Origin of the sequence: Erythrobacter colymbi, from assembly GCF_002155685.1 — a bacterium.
Classification (GTDB): domain Bacteria; phylum Pseudomonadota; class Alphaproteobacteria; order Sphingomonadales; family Sphingomonadaceae; genus Erythrobacter; species Erythrobacter colymbi.
The window spans coordinates 90,705-108,037 of the sequence record NZ_MUYK01000003.1; the positions used below are offsets into that span (position 1 = coordinate 90,705).

Sequence of the window (17,333 nt, forward strand, 5' to 3'; positions counted from 1 at the left end):
GAGCATCTCGCATCGGGCAGATTCGGGCAAGGGCCTGAAGGTTCAGCCCTTCTTGACCCAGCGGCCCTCTTCCTGCGCGAAATAGGCGCGCTCCACCCCCTCGCGCCCGTCCTGCGCGCGCCATGCCGTGCGGGCGGCGGGGGCGAGGTCAGGGGGGAAGAGCAGGAACACGCGGGCAAAGCCGGGGACGTCGCGGAAGGTGCCGTCGGCAAGGATCAGGTGGCTCGCGCCATTGGCGGCGGCAGGCTCGGCGGAAAGCAGGATCGGCTGGCGGTCCGCACCGGGGCTATCGGCCTCGCCATTCGCCAGAAAGCTCTCGGAAGGCCCCGCCTGCCACAGCGCGCGGGAGATGCTCGCGCGCTGTTCGGCATCGGCCGAGACCACCAGCACCCGCTCCCCCTGCCCGACCGCGCGCTTGGCGATCAGGGTCACGACCTTCTCGACCGGATCGTCGGTGACCTGCCAGAAATCGAGTTTTGTTGTCATCCCATCCTACCGCTTCGCTACTTGAGGATGGGATGAGCGATAGCCGAGTTCATGACGCGTTCTTCCCCCTGCGGCAGCGGTCGGAACAATACTTCACATTGTCCCAATCCCGCTCCCACTTCTTGCGCCATGTGAAGGGCAGCCCGCAAGTCAGGCAGGTTTTGGTCGGCAGATCCGACTTACGCCTCATTTTCGGCATGAGGCGCTCGCGTTAACCCTCGACCACATCCCGCACGAACTGGTCGAGCAGGCGCACGCCGTAGCCGGTCGCGCCCTTTTCCCAGGTGTGGCCGGGCTTGTTCGACCAGACCATCCCCGCGATGTCGAGGTGCGCCCAGGGGGTGCCGTCCTTGACGAAGCGCTGGAGGAACTGCGCCGCGGTGATCGAGCCGCCCTCGCGCGGGCCGATGTTCTTCATGTCGGCGACGGGCGAATCGATCAGCTTGTCGTAATTGGGGCCGAGCGGCATGCGCCACAGCTTGTCGCCGCTGGTCTGGCCCGCGGCGGTCAGCTGGGCGGCGAGCGTGTCGTCATTGGCGAACATCCCGCCATATTCGTTGCCGAGGCTGATGATCATCGCGCCGGTCAGCGTGGCGAGGTCGACGATGCGCGCGGGGGCATATTGCTCCTGCGCCCAGTGGAGCGCGTCGCACAGCACCAGGCGGCCTTCCGCGTCGGTGTTCAGCACCTCGACCGTCTGGCCGCTCATGGTGGTGACGATGTCGCCGGGACGCTGCGCCTTGCCGTCGGGCATGTTCTCGACGAGGCCCATCACGCCGATGATGTTGCCCTTGGCCTTGCGGCTCACCAGAGCGAGCATCGCGCCCGCGACAGCACCCGCGCCGCCCATGTCCCACTTCATGTCTTCCATGCCCGGCCCGGGCTTCAGCGAGATCCCGCCGGTGTCGAAGGTCACGCCCTTGCCGACGAAGACGGTCGGCTTCTCGCCCGGCGCGCCGCCGTTCCAGCGGATCGCGAGGAGCTTCGATTCGCGCTCCGAACCGAGGCCCACGCCGACCAGCGCGCCCATGCCCAGCTGTGCCATTTCCTCTTCGCCCAGCACGGTGATTTCCGCGCCGGTGCCCGCGAAGGCCTTTTCGCAGGCTTCGACGAAAGTGGCGGGGTAGATGATGTTGGCGGGCTCGGTCACGAGGCCGCGGGTGAATTCGACGCCCTTGGCGATCGCCGCCTCACGCTCCCACGCGGCGGCGGTGCCCTCGGGCGCGCCGGTGACGTGGACCGTGGTCAGCGAGGGGCGCTTGTCGGCCGAAAGCCGCGTGCGATAGGTGTCGTGCCGCCAGCCGCGCAGGCGCAGGCCGAGCAGCACCGCGGCGGCATCGTCAGCCGAAAGGCCCGCGTCCGCCAGATCGAGCACCAGCGCGGTCTCGCCCGAGACGAGGTACTTGGCGGTGATCGCCGCGCCCGCGCGCTCGCAATTGGCGCGGCGGTCGGCGGCGTCGGCCTCGCCCGCACCGGCGAGCGCGATCCGCTTCACCCCGCCATCGACGCTGGCGAAGCCCTCGAACAGCTGCCCCGCCCGGCCCGAGAAACGCGAGGCGGCCGCGCCTTCGACCAGCGCGGCATCGAGACCGGAGAGCGCCTGCCCCTGGTTCACGATCCGCGCGTGGAGGCGAATATCGGCGGGGGCGGCGGCGGTGAGATGGATCTGCATGGAAACTCCGAACAACACGAAGCGCCGCGGGAGGAAAGGCGGCGCTGGCAGGGCGCTGCACCGCCGCGACGAACCACAGCCGGCAGGGGCGCAATGGCGATTGCGATTAGGCGCGAGCGGTGCAATAGGCAAGGCCATGTCGGGAGGCCTGCCAGACGCACCGCGTGAGCCCACGCGCCCTGCCCAGCGCTTCCCGGCGCGGGGGGCGGCGTCGCATGTCGCCCTCGCGCTTGCCCTCTTCGCCGCCGCCGCCCCGCTTGCCGCGCAGGAGCAGGCTAGCCCGGTTCCGGTCGCGACCAGCGAGGCCGCCCGCAAGATCGACTTCGAGGCGACCGAGCTCGGCTACAACAACCAGACCGATGTCGTCACCGCGCGCGGCAACGTGATCCTGCGCTCCGAAGACCGCTCGGTGCGCGCCGACGAGGTCAGCTGGGACCGCAAGACCGGCAAGATCATCGCCACCGGCAACATCCGGCTGGTGGACGAGGCAGGCAACCAGCTCTTCACCGACCAGATCGAGCTTACCGAGGAATTCGACACCGGCGCGATGAGCGAGCTGCTGATCGCGATGCGCGCCGGCGGGCGGCTCGCGGCGCGCTCGGCGATGCGCAGCGCCGATGGCAATGCGGTGCTGACCGATGCGGCCTATTCCGCCTGCCCCGTCACCGATGCCGAGGGCTGCGGACAGGACCCGAGCTGGCGCGTCACCGCGCGCCGCGTGATCTACGACCAGAAGGAATCGCGCGTCCGTTTCGAAGGCGCGATGCTCGAACTGTTCGGCGCGCGCATCCTGCCGCTGCCCGGCCTCGCGATCCGCACCGACGGCAAGGCCGAGAGCGGCTTTCTCGTCCCCGATGTCCGCCTGACGCAGGTCAACGGGCTGGAACTGAGCGGCGAGTATTACTGGCGCGTCGCCGACAATGCCGATCTGACGCTGGGCACCTATGTCTTCTCCAACGTCGCCCCGATGGCGAGCGCCAAGTGGCGGCACCTGACCGAGAAGGGCGCCTATCAGGTCAGCGGCTACGCCACCTTCTCCGACCGCGCGACCGACTTCACCGGCGGGCAATCCTTGCGCAACGACCCGCGCGGCTATCTCGATGCCAACGGCCGCTTCCAGTTCTCGCCCGACTGGAGCCTGACCGGATCGGTCCGCCTCGCCAGCGACCGCACCTTCCTCAGGCGCTACGATATCAGCCGCGATGACCGCCTGCGCTCGACCATCAATCTCGAGCGCGTGACCGACCGGTCCTATTTCTCGATCGCCGGCTGGGCGACGCAAACGCTGCGCCTCAACGCCGATCAGGGACAGGTGCCGCTCGCGCTGCCAGCGATCGACTATCGCCAGCGCATCGGCGAACAAATCCTCGGGGGCACGCTGATGGTGCAGGCGAACAGCCTCGCCCTGCTGCGCAACGACGGGCAGGACACGCAGCGGGCCTTCGCCGGCGCGCAGTGGGATCTGAAGCGCGTCACCGGCATGGGGCAGGTGGTGACGCTGACCGGCCTCGTGCGCGGGGACATCTACAACACCAACAACAGCCTCGCGACCACCACGCTGGCCTATCGCGGGACCGAGGGCTGGACCACGCGCGGCATCGCCACCGCCGCGCTTGACATCGAATGGCCCTTCGTCGGCAAGGCTTTCGGCGGCACGCAGATCTTCAAGCCGCGCCTGCAATTCGTCGCCTCCCCCAAGATCCGCAACCTCGCCGTCCCCAACGAGGACGCGCGCGCGATCGATCTCGAGGATTCGAACCTCTTCGCCCTCAACCGCTTCCCCGGCTACGACCGCGTCGAAGACGGCAGCCGCGTGACCTGGGGGGTCGACTGGGAATTGCAGCGCCCCGGCTGGCGCATCAAGTCGACCATCGGCCAGTCCTTCCGGCTGGAGGCACCCCGCCCCGGCCTGTTCCCCGAAGGCACGGGCCTGTCCGAAAAGGTCACCGATTTCGTCGGCCGCACCGAGGTGCGCTTCCGCAATCTCGTCCAGTTCACCCATCGCTTCCGGCTCGACAAGGACAACTTCGCCATCCGCCGCAACGAGATCGACGCGACCGTCGGCTCGCGGCGCACCTATGTCGAGGTCGGCTACCTGCGTCTGAACCGCGACATCGCCACGGTCGAGGACTTGCGCGACCGCGAGGAAGTGCGTGCCGCCGCGCGTGTGGCAATCGGGCGCAAGTGGTCGGTGTTCGGCTCGGGCGTATTCAACCTCACCGACGAGCAGGAAGACCCGGTGTTCCAGCCCGACGGCTTCCAGCCGATCCGCACGCGCCTCGGCGTGGCCTATGCCGACGACTGCATCGAGTTCGGCGCGACCTGGCGGCGCGATTTCATCGACGCGGGCGACGCGCGGCGCGGCAATGCGTTCCAGCTGTTCTTTGCCCTGCGGAACCTCGGCTTCCGGTAACCTCCGGCCCGCTGCGCCGATGCCCCCCGATCTCGCGTCTGCAAGAATTGGCAGGACGCGCAAATGGCGTTAAAGGGCACGCCATAACGAAGCGGAGCGCCCCCGCGGGATCGGAGGGGACTCAGCTTCCATTCAGCCGGTGCGACGCATCGGCAAGCTGACCCCGCGCGAACCAGCGCGGACGACTAGGCCAGAAGGCGGGACATAACGAGTGAGTGTGAAGCTGTTTACCAAGGCGCTCTTTGCCAGGACCGGAACCGTGCTGACGGTGGCCGGCATCGTCGGTCTGGCGCTCGCGCCCATGACGGCGGGCGCCCAGACCGTCGCCGTGCCGACCGCCGATAACCCCTTCGGCCTGCCGTCCGACATCAACCTTTTCGCCAAGGCCGATCCGGACAAGCGCACCGCGACCGCGATCGTCAACGGCTTCGTCATCACCGGCACCGATATCGACCAGCGCGTGGCGCTGGTGACGGCGGCCTCGGACGCGCCCATTCCCGAGGATGAAATGCTCCGCCTGCGGGTGCAGGTGCTGCGCAACCTGATCGACGAGACGCTCAAGATCCAGAAGGCCGAAGCCGACGAGATCGGCCCCAAGCGCGAGGAAATCGAGCAGACCTACCAGCAGCTCGCCGCGCAGAACTTCGGCGGCGATCCCAAGAAGATGGACGCCTACCTCACCTCGATCGGCTCCTCGGCCGCCTCGCTCAAGCGCCAGATCGAAGGCGAAGTGGCGTGGGAGAACATCCAGCGCCGCAACATCATCCCCTTCGTCAACGTGTCGGCCGAAGAGGTGAACGAGTTCCTCAAGCGCATGAACGAGGCCAAGGGCGCCGACGAATACCGCGTGGGCGAGATCTACCTCTCGGCCACCACCGAAAACCGCGCCACGGTGCTCGCCAACGCGCAGGCAATCATGCAGCAGCTCCAGCAGGGCGGCAGCTTCGTGGGCTATGCGCGGCAATATTCCGAAGCGAGCAGCGCGGTGGTCGGCGGTGACCTCGGCTGGCTGCGGCTCGGCCAGCTCCCGCCGCAGCTCGCGGCCGCGGTGCGCACGATGCAGGCCGGCCAGCTCCAGGGCCCGATCGAGATCCCGGGCGGCTTCTCGATCATCTACCTCATCAACAAGCGCCAGGTGCTGATGGCCGATCCCAACGAGGCGGTGCTCAGCCTCAAGCAGATCTCGATCAGCTTCCCCCAGGGCGTGACCCAGGCCGAGGCCGAAGCCAAGGTCAACCAGTTCGGCGCCTTCATCGACGGGCTCAAGGGCTGCGGCGATGTCGAGACGGGGGCCAAGGCGATCGGTGCCGAGGTCGTCTCGAACGACCAGATCAAGGCCGCCAACCTGCCCGAACAGCTGCGCAACATCATCCTCGGCCTCCAGATCGGCCAGACGACCCCGCCCTTCGGCGGCATACAGGAAGGCGTGCGCGTGCTGATGCTGTGCGGGCGTGACGATCCCAAGGATGCGGGCGCTCCGACCTTTGCGGCGGTGATGGACCAGATCGAGCAGGAACGCGTCCAGAAGCGCGCCCAGCGCCTGCTGCGCGACCTGCGCAACGACGCCTATATCGAATACAATTGACGGCCGCGCCCGCGCCTCTCGCCATCACGCTGGGTGATCCGGCGGGGATCGGCCCCGAGGTGATCCTCGGCGCATGGACGCGGCTGCGGGCGCAGCGCCGCACTCCGCCGCCCGCTTTCGTGGTCGGCGGGCCCGAGTTGCTGCGCCGCGCCGCCGAGGCGTTGCAGATCGATTGCCCGATCGTCCCCATCGCCGACCCGTCCGAGGCGCTGTTTGCCAGCGCCATCGGGCTGCCGGTGCTGGCGCTGCTCGACGGGCCGTGGCACCCTGCCAGCCCCTCGCCCGAAGGCGCGCGCCTTGCCCTCACCTCGCTCCAGCTTGCCGCCAAGTGCGCGCTTGGGGGCGTGGCGAGCGCGGTGGTCACCGCACCCGTGTCCAAGGGCGCGCTCGCTGCCATCGGGTGGGACTATCCCGGCCAGACCGAATTCCTCGCCGATGCCTGCGCGCGGCCCTATCGCGATGCGGTGATGATGCTGGCCGGGCCGTCTCTGCGCACCGTCCCGCTCACCGTCCACGTCGCGCTGGCCGAGGTGCCGCAGCTGCTCTCGGCCGAGCTGATCGTCCACAAGGCGCGCATCGTCGCCGCTGGCCTCACCCGCGATTTCGGCATCTCCGAGCCCCGCCTCGCCATCGCCGCGCTGAACCCCCACGCGGGCGAAGGCGGGCAGTTCGGGGACGAGGAAGCGCGCATCATCGCGCCGGCCATCGCCGCCCTCGCGGCCGAGGGGATCGCCGTCACCGGCCCCGTCCCCGGCGACGCGCTGTTCACGCCGCGCGCGCGCCCGGGCTATGACGCGGCGCTGTGCATGTATCACGACCAGGCGCTGATCCCCTTGAAGGCCCTCGAGTTCGACGAGGGCGTCAACGTCACGCTCGGCCTTCCCATCATCCGCACCTCGCCCGACCACGGCACGGCCTTCGACATCGCGGGCAAGGGCCTCGCCGACCCGGGCGCAATGGCCGCGGCGATCGTCATGGCGAGCGAGATGGCTGCGGCCCGGGCGGCGGCCCGTGCCTGATCGCGTGCCCACCCCCGACCCCTCCCGCAAGCGGGAGGGGAGCGAGACTTGGCGGCTTTGCCGCCTAGTCGCAGCGGGGTGGGCCTGTGCCTGATCTCCCCCCCATCCGCGAGGTCATCGCCCGCCACAACCTCGCCGCGTCCAAGGCGCTGGGGCAGAACTTCCTGCTCGACGAGCAGCTGCTCGCCCGCATCGCCGCGCTGCCGGGGAGCCTCGATGGCGCGCGGGTGCTCGAGGTCGGCCCCGGGCCCGGCGGGCTGACGCGGGCGCTGCTGCGCGCGGGCGCGCGCGTTACCGCAATCGAGATGGACCGACGCTGCCTTCCGGCCCTTGCTGAACTGGGCGAGAGCTTCCCCGGCCAACTCACTGTTATCGAAGGCGATGCGCTCAAGCTCGATCATGCGGAGCTGATGGGCGGCGCGCCGTTCCACGTGCTCTCGAACCTGCCCTACAACGTTGGCACCGCGCTGTTCGTACGCTGGCTCGGCGGCGAGAGCTGGCCGCCGCTGTGGCAATCGCTCACTCTCATGTTCCAGCGCGAGGTTGCCGACCGCATCGTCGCGCAGGCCGGAGAGGACGCCTATGGCCGCCTCGCCGTGCTCGCCCAGTGGCGCGCCGAGGCGCGGCTCGCGATGAAGGTCCACCGCAGCGCCTTCACCCCGCCGCCCAAGGTGATGAGCGCGATCGTCCACGTGACCCCCGTCGCCATGCCCGAGGGGGTCAGCGCAAGGATGCTCGAACGCCTCACCGAGGCCGCCTTCGGCCAGCGCCGCAAGATGCTGCGCCAGAGCCTGAAGGGCGTGCCGGGCGCACTGGAGGCACTCGCCACCCTAGGCATCGACGAGACCCGCCGCGCCGAGACGGTCAGCGTGGCGGAGTTCGTCGCGCTGGCGAAGGCGCTGACCTAGCCCGCCTTCTTCTTCAATCTCCAAGCGTGCAGCAGCGGTTCGGTGTAGCCGCTCGGCTGTTCCACGCCCTTGAAGATCAGGTCCCTCGCCGCGCTGAAGGCCGCGCCGCTCTCGTTGCCGGTGAGCGGCACGTAAGAAGCGTCGCCCGCGTTCTGGGCATCGACCTTCGCCGCCATCCGCCGCAGCGAATCCAGCACCTGCGCCTCGGTGATAACCCCGTGCAGCAGCCAGTTGGCGATGTGCTGCGAGGAGATGCGCAAAGTCGCGCGGTCCTCCATCAGGCCCACGTCGTTGATGTCGGGCACCTTGGAGCAACCAACGCCCTGATCGATCCAGCGGACCACGTAGCCGAGCAGGCCCTGGCAGTTGTTGTCGAGCTCCTCGCGGATTTCCTCTTCCGACCAGTTCGCGCCCTCGGCGAGCGGGATCGCCAGAAGGTCGTCGAGGCCGGCGGGTTCGGGCAGGTGCTTCTGCACGTCGAACACGTCGATCTGGTGGTAGTGGAGCGCGTGAAGCGTCGCGGCCGTCGGCGACGGCACCCATGCGGTGTTCGCGCCCGCCTTGAGGTGCCCCACCTTCTCGACCATCATCTGGCCCATCAGATCGGGCGCGGCCCACATGCCCTTGCCGATCTGCGCCTTGCCCGAAAGGCCATGCGCGAGGCCGATGGCGACGTTGCGCGCCTCGTAGGACTTGAGCCACGCAGAGCTCTTCATCGCCCCCTTCCTGAGCATCGGCCCGGCGCGCATCGAGGTGTGGATCTCGTCGCCCGTGCGGTCGAGGAAGCCGGTGTTGATGAAGACGATGCGGTCCTTCACCGCGTGGATGCAGGCGGCGAGATTGGCCGAGGTGCGGCGCTCCTCGTCCATCACGCCGACCTTGATCGTGTGGCGCGGGAGTTTGAGCAAATCCTCAACCGCGTCAAACAAGTCATTGGTGAAGGTGCATTCTTCCGGCCCGTGCATCTTGGGCTTCACGATGTAGATCGAGCCCTTGCGCGAGTTGCCGAACTTGCCGTGGCCTTCGACGTCGAGCGTGCTGATCGCGCTGGTGAAGACCGCGTCCATGATGCCCTCGGGCACTTCGGAGCCGTCCGGCAGGCGGATCGCGGGGTTGGTCATCAGGTGGCCGACATTGCGCACGAACATCAGGCTGCGGCCCTTTAGGGTCTGCGCGGTGCCATCCTTCGCCGTGTAGCTCTTGTCGCCCGCCAGCGTGCGGATGAGCGTCTTGCCGCCCTTCTCGAAGCTCTCCGACAGGTCCCCGCGGATGATCCCGAGCCAGTTGGTGTAGGCCAGCAGCTTGTCCTCGGCATCGACCGCCGCGACCGAATCCTCGCAGTCGGCGATAGTGGTGAGCGCGGCTTCGACATTGATGTCTGCGATGCCGGCCTTGTCGGTGGCGCCCACCGGCGTGTTCGAATCGAACACAACTTCGACGTGCAGGCCGTTGTTTTTGAGCAGCAAGCCCTTGTCGGTGGTGCCGACGAACTGCGCCGGATCGGCGAGCGCAATGCCTTCGCGGCCCGCGAGGTCGACCCAGCTTGCCCCGCCCGCGAGCGGGAAGGTCGCATCGAGGAATTGCCGCCCGCGCGCGATCACCGCTGCGCCACGGACCTCGTCATAGCCGCCCGGCCGCGCCGGGGACGCATCGAGCGCGTCGGTGCCGTAGAAGGCATCGTAGAGGCTCCCCCAGCGTGCGTTCGCTGCGTTGAGCAGGAAGCGCGCGTTGAGGATCGGGACGACCAGCTGCGGCCCGGCCATCGTCGCGATCTCGGGGTCGACGTTCTGCGTGCCGATGGTGAAATCAGCGGGCTCGGGGACGAGGTAGCCGATCTCGGTCAGGAACGCCTTGTAGGCGGCCGCGTCATGCGGCTTTCCGGCGCGCTCGGTGTGCCATGCGTCGATCTGCGCCTGAAGACTCTCGCGCTTCTCCAGCAGCGCGCGGTTCCGCGGCGCGAAGTCCGCGAGCAGCGCGGCAAAGCCCTGCCAGAAGGCGTCCACATCGCGCCCGAGCGGCCCCAGCACCTCGCTTTCGAGGAAGGTCGCGAGCCGCGAGTCGATGCTCACGCCGGCGCGGTCGGTCATGTCAGTCATGGTAGTCCTCGTGTGGTAAGCGCGAAAAGCCGAACCCGGGGAGGAGAGGACGCCGCGCCCTATGGCAAAGGGGAGAGGCGATTGCAACGCCTTGGCCCCGCGCGCTGGCGCGGCTAGAGGGTGGGGATGGACGGGACCTCAGGCACATTCGATCGCGCCGCGATGCTGGCGCAGGTGCAGGCGTGGAGCGCTCTCAACACCGGCACCGCGAATCTCGCCGGGCTGGCGCAGCAGGCCGCCATGCTGGCCGAGGCCTTCGCGGTGCTGCCCGGCACGGTGGCGCTGGTCGATCCCGCTCCGGTGACCGCGATTGCGGCGGATGGCAGCGCTTTCGACAAGCCCCACGGGCAGCATCTGGTGGTGCGCGTACGCCCTCAGGCGAACCGGCGGATCCTGCTCACCGGACACATGGACACGGTGTTTCCGTCCGATCACCCCTTCCAGCGCCAGACCTGGCTCGACGGCGAGACATTGAACGGTCCGGGCGTGGCCGACATGAAGGGCGGGATCGCGGTGATGCTCCACGCGCTGATGGCCTTCGAGGCGAGCGGCCATGCGGCGGCGCTGGGATACGATGTGCTGATCAATTCCGACGAGGAGACCGGCTCGCTCGCCAGCGCCGCGCTGATCGCAGAACTCGCGCAGGGCAAGCTCGCCGCGCTGACCTACGAGCCTGCGGCGCTGCCCGATGGCACGCTGGCGCACGAGCGCGGGGGGACGGGGAACTACTCGATCACCTTTGCCGGCAAGAGCGCCCATGCCGGCCGCAACCCGCACGAGGGGCGCAACGCCATCGTCGCGGCGGCGGACCTGATCCTGCGGCTGAAGGCGCTGGAGACGGCGGAGATCACCATCAACCCCGCCAAACTCGAAGGCGGGGCGGCGAACAATGTCGTGCCCGATCACGCGGTGCTGCGCTTCAACGTGCGCCCCCGCACGGTCGAGGCGGGGGCGGCGTTCGACCATGCGCTCAATCACTTGCTGGTCGATATTCAGGCCGTACATCAAGTCGCGACTCACCGCCACGGCGGCGTCACCCGCCCGCCCAAGAAGGTGGACGCCCGCGCGCAGGCCCTGTTCGATCTCGTGCGCGAATGCGGCGCGGAGCTCGGGCAGGACATCCGATGGCAATCCTCCGGCGGGGTGTGCGACGGCAACAACATCGCCGCCTGCGGGGTCCCCGTGGTCGACACCATGGGCGTGTGCGGCGGCGCGATCCATTCACCGGACGAATATCTGATCGTCCCCAGCCTCGTGACCCGCGCGGCGCTTTCCGCCCGCGTCATCACGCGCCTTGCTCAAGGAGCCCTCAATTGACCTTCCGCCTGCGCGCCGCGCGACCCGCCGATCTCGAGGCGCTGTATGAAATGGCCAAGCTCACAGGGGGCGGGTTCACCAACCTGCCGCCCGACCGCGCCGCGCTGAAAGGCAAGCTGGAGCGTGCCGAGAAGGCCTTCGCCCGCGAGGACGAAACGCTCGCCGACGAGCAGTTCGTGCTGGTGCTCGAAAACGCCCGCACCGGCGCGGTGCGCGGCACCTGCCAGCTGATGACGCAGGTCGGCCAGCGCTGGCCGTTCTACTCCTACCGCCTCAACACGCTGACCCAGTATTCGCAGGAACTCGACCGCACGGTGCGCGCGGAGCTGCTCAGCCTCGTTACCGATCTGGAGGGGTCGAGCGAGGTCGGCGGGCTGTTCCTCCACCCGGGCGAGCGCGCCGGGGGCCTCGGCCTGCTGCTCGCCCGCTCGCGCTACGTCTTCATCGCCATGCACCGCGCGCGCTTCGCCGACCGCATCCTCGCCGAGCTGCGCGGCATCATCGACGAGCGCGGCGGATCGCCCTTCTGGGACGGGGTCGCGGGGCGCTTCTTCGGGATGGGCTTCCAGGAGGCGGATTACTTCAACGCCATCAACGGCAACCAGTTCATCGCCGACCTCATGCCCAAGCACCCGGTCTACATCGCCATGCTGAGCGAGGACGCGCGCTCGGTGATCGGCGTGCCCCACCCCACGGGGCGCGCGGCGATGCGGATGCTGGAGGAGGAAGGCTTCCGCGCCGAGGGCTATGTCGACATCTTCGACGGCGGCCCGACGATGACAGCGCGCACCGACCTCGTCACCAGCGTGAAGAACGCGGTCAACGCCCGCGTCACCGCCTTGGACGTGAGCGAAGGCGAGCGCGCGATCCTTGCCACCGGCCACCTCGGCACCTTCCGCGCCTGCTTCGGCGCGCGGGTGCTCGACGGCGAAGGCGGGATCGCGATCGACTCTGCCAGCGCCGACCTCCTCGACGTGTGCGAGGGCGACATGGTGTGGAGCGTGGGGCGGTAAGACTTCCCCTCGTCATCGCGAGGAGCGCAGCGACGCGGCGATCCATGGCCCGCCCGCTTGCAGCACGGTTCGACCATGGATTGCCGCGCGACCTGACGGTCGCTCGCAATGACGAAGTGGACGGTTAGAATGCTCACCGAAATCAATTTCGACGGGATCGTCGGCCCCTCGCACAACTACGCCGGGCTGAGCCTCGGCAACATCGCCAGCGCGAGCCATGCGGGCGATCCGTCCTATCCGCGCGCGGCGGCGCTTCAGGGCGTGGCGAAGATGCGCGGCAATCTTGCGCGGCTGGGCGTGCAGGGCTTCCTCCTGCCGCTCCCCCGCCCCAACCATGCGCTGACGGCGGCGCTGGCGCTCGACGGCACCGAGCCGCCGCAGCTGCGCGCCGCGCCGTGGTCGGCCTCCTCTATGTGGACCGCCAATGCCGCGACGGTCTCCCCCGCCCCCGACACCGCCGACGGCCGCTGCCATCTGACGCCGGCGAACCTCGTCACCATGCTCCACCGCGCGCAGGAGTGGCCCGACACGCAGGCGCAGCTCAGGATCGCTTTCGGCGACACGAAGCACTTCGCGATCCACGACGCGGTGCCCCCCACCTTCGGCGACGAGGGCGCGGCCAACCATATGCGCCTGTGCGAAAGCCACGATGCCCCGGGCGTCGAGGTCTTCGTCTATGGCAGGCCGGGCGGCCGCTTCCCCGCGCGCCAGCACGAACAGGCCAGCCGCCTCGTCGCCCGCGCCCACGGCCTCTCGCCCGAGCGCACCGTTTTCATCGAACAGAACCCCGAGGCGATCGCGGCCGGGGCTTTCCACAATGACGTGGTTTCAGTGGCGAACGGCCGCGTGCTCTTCACCCATGCCGAGGCCTTTGCCGACCAGCAGGGGGCCTATGACGCGATCCGCAAGGCCTTCCCCGCCTTGGAAGTGGTCGAGGTGCCTTCCTCCGCGGTCAGCCTCCAGGAGGCGATCCGCACCTATCTGTTCAACGCCCAGCTCCTGACGCTGCCCGATGGCAGCATGGCGCTGATCGTGCCCGAGGAATGCCGCGAGAGCCCCGCTGTGTGGGGCTGGGTCGAGACGATGCTCGCAGGGAACGGCCCGATCCGGCAGGTCATCCCGGTCGACGTGCGCCAGTCGATGGCGAATGGCGGCGGCCCCGCCTGCCTGCGCCTTCGCGTGGTGTGCAATCCCGCGCACGTAGACCCGCGCTTCCTGCTGACCGAGGCCAAGGCCGATCTGCTCGAAAGCGTCATCGCCGCGCATTGGCCTTTGCAGATCGACCCGTCCGATATCGGCACGCCCGCTCTGGCGGACAGCGTGATTGCCGCACGCCTTGCCCTGCTCGAGGCGCTCGATCTGGCACAGCTTGGTTAACGCGTTTGGCGACTCAGCCCCGGCAGGCGTAAGGTTACCCCAATGTTAAAGCGACTCAGCGCTGGCGGGTCGCGCAAGGGTTCGGAGACGCCATGCTGCGCAAGCTGGGAAGGCTGTTCGTGATCAAGACGCGGATCGAGGCGTTTCTGATCATCTATGCCCTGGCCCTCGGATCGAGCGCGCGGGGCATGATCTACCTCCACGATTATCCGGGCTTCGGCGGCAAGCTGCTGTTCCTTGCCACCACCGGCGCGGTGTTCCTCGGGGGCGCCAAGATCCTCGATTGCCTCAAGCTCGAAGCCGAAGTCGCCGCCCTGCGCGAGGCGCAGACCGCGCCCGCCGAATAGGCAGCCCGTGGGCGAGCCGCGCCCGGTCTTCGCAACCGGGTTCTTCTATGCGCTGATCGGCGGGTTCTTCCTCGCCTTCTTCATGATGGGCGTGGTGAACCTCGGGGATTGCCCGGGCTCTCCCGCACCCGAAGTGCTCGCCTGCCGCGCAGGCCAGAAGCGTATCGGGCTGTTCTTTCCCGCTTTCTATCTCGCCGTGACGATCCTTGCGGTGCTGCGCCACCGGCGGGGACGGGAAGGCGCGACGGGCCTTGCGCTGCTGGCCGGGCCGATCGCGACGGCGGGCGTGCTGCTGGTGAACGGTTTCGCGCGCTAGAGCCGCAGCGGCCGTCAGGGCCGCCGGTTAGGCTGCGGCGATCCCGCGCCCATGCCCATTCCCCCGCCGTTCTCGACCATCGCGCCCGAGCCCGAGGCCGTGATTCGCGTGAAGCTTCCGTAGATCGCCAGCCGGGGCGTGACATATCCCTTTCGGACGGCGCGGCTTTCTCCGTTTTCGCTGAGCATGAAAAGAACCCCTTGGCGACAAGGCGGACTGCGACCCTTTCCTATCTTTCGTTAAGTATCTTAGGTTAGTCAAGTCAGGCGGATGGCGTGCAACACGGGCGGATTCAGCAGGCCGGGGCGCAGGCTTTCGCAAGGCCCCGTGCGGCGAAGCGGGGCGGACCGGTTACTTGTCGCCGGCCCGCCCCGCCCTTCGCGCCGTTCAGGTCAGATCAGCGCCTTGCGGAAGATGATCTTGTCGTCTCCGGCGGTGTAGTAATCGCGGATCCGCGCCTCGCGCTCGTAGCCGAGCCCGTCATAGAAGGCGCGGGTGCGTGCGAAGCCGGGCGTGCCCGAGGTCTCGACCAGCAGCACGCGAGCACCCTCGCCGCGCAGTTGATCCTCGATGTGGCCCATCAGCGCAGACCCCGTCCCCCGACCGTGGGCGGCAGGATCGACGCAGATGCACAGCGTGTTCCAGGTGCCCTCGGTCAGGGGTTCGGGGACGGTATAGGCGACGCCTTCGACGACGCTCCCTTCCCGCTCGGCCACGATCCAGCGATGTGTGTCGCTGTCACCAGCGAAGAACGCCGCGGTCATGTCGCCGAGCATTTCGGAGGGAAACATCGCGTTGGCATCGACCAGATAGGCAACGCGGGGCAGATCGCCGCGCACGAGCGGGCGGATGGCAATATGTGTCATGGGAAAGTCTTTCGGTAGATTTTGCTTAACAGAAACCCGCCGCCAAGACGCGGTGCGCCGGCGCGGGCTGGTGCAGAGGCTGACCGTTCAGAAGGTCAGCGGATGGATGCGGTTGTAAGCAAAAAATCTCCGGTAAAGGTGGGGCGGTTCTGTTGCTAGGCCCGCCCCGGGCCCCCGGTTTCCGATTCTGTTACCCGGTTCGGTCCGAACCGTGCTCAAAGCTTTGTAAATTCAGGCCGCTAGGCCGTCACATTACGCGGCGAGAGCAAGTGCTTCGTTGTCGTTGGCACTTATTGGTTTTGAGCCTTTAACGGGTTACTCAGCCCGGACGAAAACTACGCTTTTCAACACACGTCGATCCTGGTTCGGCCCCGTCAGCTGAGCCGTTCGGTCGGCACGCGGTCCACGCGTGTCGACCGTGGCGCAGATGGTGGAGCCGCCGGGTACTGCCCCCGGGTCCGTTGCATCTATTGCACGCAGCAGTTTATCGTCATAGCCGGTCGAAACCGGCACCGACCCATATAGCGCGGCATTCCTGAATGTGAAGTGGACGCCGGAGCCGGGGCGTCATGCGCCAGCAGGGGGCCAGACCGGAGCCAGACCCCCTCCAGACCCCTCTCGGCGCCGTCCAGACCCTGTTCGGCGCGGCTTAGCCTGCCCCTCGCGCGGCGGTTTCACGTGAAACATCGCCGCGCGAGGGGGCTGGTCAATCACTTCTTCAGCGCGTCGCGGATTTCGGCGAGCAGTTCGATCTCGGTCGGCCCGGCCGGTGCCGCCGGCTCCTCGGGCTTGGAGAGCTGGGCGGTGACCTTGTTCACATAGCGCACCATCAGGAAAATGATGAAGGCCAGGATCAGGAAGTTGATGATGGTCGAGGCGAAGGCCCCCACCGCCAGCACATTGGCGCCCACCTGACGTGCGGCCTCGAGCGGGGCCCCCTCTATCACATCGCCGGAGAGGATGATGTAACGGTCTGAAAAGTCGATACTTCCGAAGACCCATCCGACCAGCGGCATGATGATGTCGTCGGTCAGCGACTTGACGATCGTCCCGAACGCCGCCCCGATGATCACCCCGACCGCGAGGTCCATGACATTGCCTTTGGCGATGAAGGCCCTGAATTCCGACAGCATGAACGTCCCCTTCTTGTTTGTCGTTTACCACGTTCTGCCAGCGCCCTTTCCCCCTGCCAAGCCGCGCGCGCGGCTCCGTCCACCGCTTGAACGGCGCAAGTGGTGTGCTATATGCGCAATACAGAAGCGGATGCCGCTTTCAGGAGGATTGGCCGATGACGTTCACAACAATTTGGCGCGGCGCCATTGCCGCCCTCGCCGCGCTCAGCCTCGCGGCCTGCGGCATCAACTCGGTGCCGACCAAGCAGGAAGCCGCCAAGGCGCAGTGGGGCAATGTCGAAAGCGCGCTCCAGAACCGCTCGGACAAGATCCCCAACCTCGTCGCCGTGGTGCAGGCCGCCGCGATCTCGGAAAAGGACATCCTCCAGGGCGTGATCGACGCGCGCGCCCGGGCGACCTCGATCAACATCACCACCGATGACCTCTCGAACCCCGAAGAGTTCAAGAAGTTCAACGATGCGCAGAACCAGCTGACGCAGGCGCTTGGCCAGCTGCGCACCGTGGTGGAGAACTACCCCCAGCTCGCCAGCCAGCCGCGCTTTTCGGATCTGATGGTGGCGATCGACGAGGCCAACAACCAGATCAACACCGAGCGGGTGCGCTACAACGACCTCGCGCGCGACTACAACACCGAGATCCGCACCTTCCCCTCGAGCATCGGGGCAAACGTGATTCACGGGGCCAAGCCGCTCGAATATTTCGAGGCGGACGAGGCGGCAAAGGCCAACCCCAAGGTCGACATGAGCGCGATCACCGGCGGGGCCACGCCTGCGCCCGCAAACTGA

At 67.9% G+C, this 17,333-nt stretch carries 17 protein-coding genes and 1 other RNA gene; 10 read left to right on the top strand and 8 right to left on the bottom strand.

Going from position 1 to position 17,333, the window contains the following annotated elements; all coding sequences use genetic code 11:
* Positions 1-42: 42 nt before the first annotated feature.
* Genes BZF57_RS07180 through BZF57_RS07190 form a run of 3 tightly spaced genes read right to left on the bottom strand, consistent with a single transcriptional unit; the run spans position 43 to position 2,158 of the window.
* Complete coding sequence (locus BZF57_RS07180) at positions 43-486, bottom strand: DNA polymerase III subunit chi (RefSeq protein WP_086736253.1); 444 nt, start codon at positions 484-486, stop codon at positions 43-45.
* Between the two features lie 49 nt (positions 487-535).
* The gene (locus tag BZF57_RS07185; RefSeq protein ID WP_086736255.1) at positions 536-685 is read right to left on the bottom strand and encodes a DUF2256 domain-containing protein; all 150 of its coding nucleotides are present in this window, start codon (positions 683-685) and stop codon (positions 536-538) included.
* A 12-nt stretch (positions 686-697) separates the two neighbouring features.
* Positions 698-2,158: a leucyl aminopeptidase gene (locus BZF57_RS07190; RefSeq protein WP_086736257.1), complete on the bottom strand. Its 1,461-nt coding sequence runs from the start codon at positions 2,156-2,158 to the stop codon at positions 698-700.
* 136 nt (positions 2,159-2,294) lie between these two features.
* Here BZF57_RS07190 and BZF57_RS07195 point away from each other — a divergent pair, with 136 nt between their 5' ends.
* The 4 genes from BZF57_RS07195 (at position 2,295) to rsmA (ending at position 8,083) form a co-directional block, all read left to right on the top strand.
* Positions 2,295-4,571, top strand: a complete 2,277-nt coding sequence (locus BZF57_RS07195) for an LPS-assembly protein LptD (protein ID WP_086736259.1) — start codon at positions 2,295-2,297, stop codon at positions 4,569-4,571.
* Between the two features lie 217 nt (positions 4,572-4,788).
* Complete coding sequence (locus BZF57_RS07200; protein WP_086736261.1) at positions 4,789-6,156, top strand: peptidylprolyl isomerase; 1,368 nt, start codon at positions 4,789-4,791, stop codon at positions 6,154-6,156.
* Positions 6,153-7,175 (top strand): 4-hydroxythreonine-4-phosphate dehydrogenase PdxA, encoded by a 1,023-nt coding sequence (gene pdxA / locus BZF57_RS07205; RefSeq protein ID WP_086736263.1) that lies wholly within the window; start codon positions 6,153-6,155, stop codon positions 7,173-7,175. Before BZF57_RS07200 ends, pdxA begins: the two co-directional genes overlap by 4 nt.
* Positions 7,176-7,261: 86 nt before the next feature.
* Complete coding sequence (gene rsmA, locus BZF57_RS07210) at positions 7,262-8,083, top strand: 16S rRNA (adenine(1518)-N(6)/adenine(1519)-N(6))-dimethyltransferase RsmA (protein WP_086736265.1); 822 nt, start codon at positions 7,262-7,264, stop codon at positions 8,081-8,083.
* Here the strand turns inward: rsmA and BZF57_RS07215 are convergent.
* On the bottom strand, positions 8,080-10,179 hold the full coding sequence (locus BZF57_RS07215) for a malate synthase G (protein ID WP_086736267.1): 2,100 nt from the start codon (positions 10,177-10,179) through the stop codon (positions 8,080-8,082). The two genes, rsmA and BZF57_RS07215, sit on opposite strands and share 4 nt — an antisense overlap.
* Before the next feature lie 126 nt (positions 10,180-10,305).
* Between BZF57_RS07215 and BZF57_RS07220 the strand changes: the two genes are divergently transcribed.
* The 5 genes from BZF57_RS07220 (at position 10,306) to BZF57_RS07240 (ending at position 14,549) form a co-directional block, all read left to right on the top strand.
* On the top strand, positions 10,306-11,496 hold the full coding sequence (locus BZF57_RS07220) for a hydrolase (RefSeq protein WP_240505885.1): 1,191 nt from the start codon (positions 10,306-10,308) through the stop codon (positions 11,494-11,496).
* A complete protein-coding gene (locus tag BZF57_RS07225; protein ID WP_086736269.1) occupies positions 11,493-12,509 on the top strand; it encodes an arginine N-succinyltransferase in 1,017 nt (338 codons plus the stop codon). The genes BZF57_RS07220 and BZF57_RS07225 overlap by 4 nt, the downstream gene beginning before the upstream one ends.
* Before the next feature lie 129 nt (positions 12,510-12,638).
* The gene (locus tag BZF57_RS07230; protein WP_086736272.1) at positions 12,639-13,886 is read left to right on the top strand and encodes an N-succinylarginine dihydrolase; all 1,248 of its coding nucleotides are present in this window, start codon (positions 12,639-12,641) and stop codon (positions 13,884-13,886) included.
* Between the two features lie 92 nt (positions 13,887-13,978).
* The gene (locus BZF57_RS07235) at positions 13,979-14,233 is read left to right on the top strand and encodes a hypothetical protein (RefSeq protein ID WP_086736274.1); all 255 of its coding nucleotides are present in this window, start codon (positions 13,979-13,981) and stop codon (positions 14,231-14,233) included.
* A gap of 7 nt (positions 14,234-14,240) precedes the next feature.
* Positions 14,241-14,549, top strand: coding sequence for a hypothetical protein (locus BZF57_RS07240; RefSeq protein WP_086736277.1), 309 nt, complete (start codon positions 14,241-14,243; stop codon positions 14,547-14,549).
* A gap of 14 nt (positions 14,550-14,563) precedes the next feature.
* Here the strand turns inward: BZF57_RS07240 and BZF57_RS21075 are convergent, their stop codons facing one another.
* The 4 genes from BZF57_RS21075 to mscL all read right to left on the bottom strand — a co-directional run bounded on the left by BZF57_RS21075 (position 14,564) and on the right by mscL (position 16,548).
* Complete coding sequence (locus BZF57_RS21075; protein WP_156076235.1) at positions 14,564-14,737, bottom strand: hypothetical protein; 174 nt, start codon at positions 14,735-14,737, stop codon at positions 14,564-14,566.
* Positions 14,738-14,941: 204 nt separating this feature from the next.
* On the bottom strand, positions 14,942-15,415 hold the full coding sequence (locus tag BZF57_RS07245) for a GNAT family N-acetyltransferase (protein WP_086736280.1): 474 nt from the start codon (positions 15,413-15,415) through the stop codon (positions 14,942-14,944).
* A 176-nt stretch (positions 15,416-15,591) separates the two neighbouring features.
* Positions 15,592-15,965: a transfer-messenger RNA gene (ssrA, locus tag BZF57_RS07250) on the bottom strand.
* A 160-nt stretch (positions 15,966-16,125) separates the two neighbouring features.
* Positions 16,126-16,548, bottom strand: a complete 423-nt coding sequence (gene mscL, locus BZF57_RS07255; protein WP_086736282.1) for a large conductance mechanosensitive channel protein MscL — start codon at positions 16,546-16,548, stop codon at positions 16,126-16,128.
* A gap of 155 nt (positions 16,549-16,703) precedes the next feature.
* On the opposite strand from mscL, the gene BZF57_RS07260 reads away from it, so the two are divergent.
* The gene (locus BZF57_RS07260) at positions 16,704-17,333 is read left to right on the top strand and encodes a LemA family protein (protein WP_086736284.1); all 630 of its coding nucleotides are present in this window, start codon (positions 16,704-16,706) and stop codon (positions 17,331-17,333) included.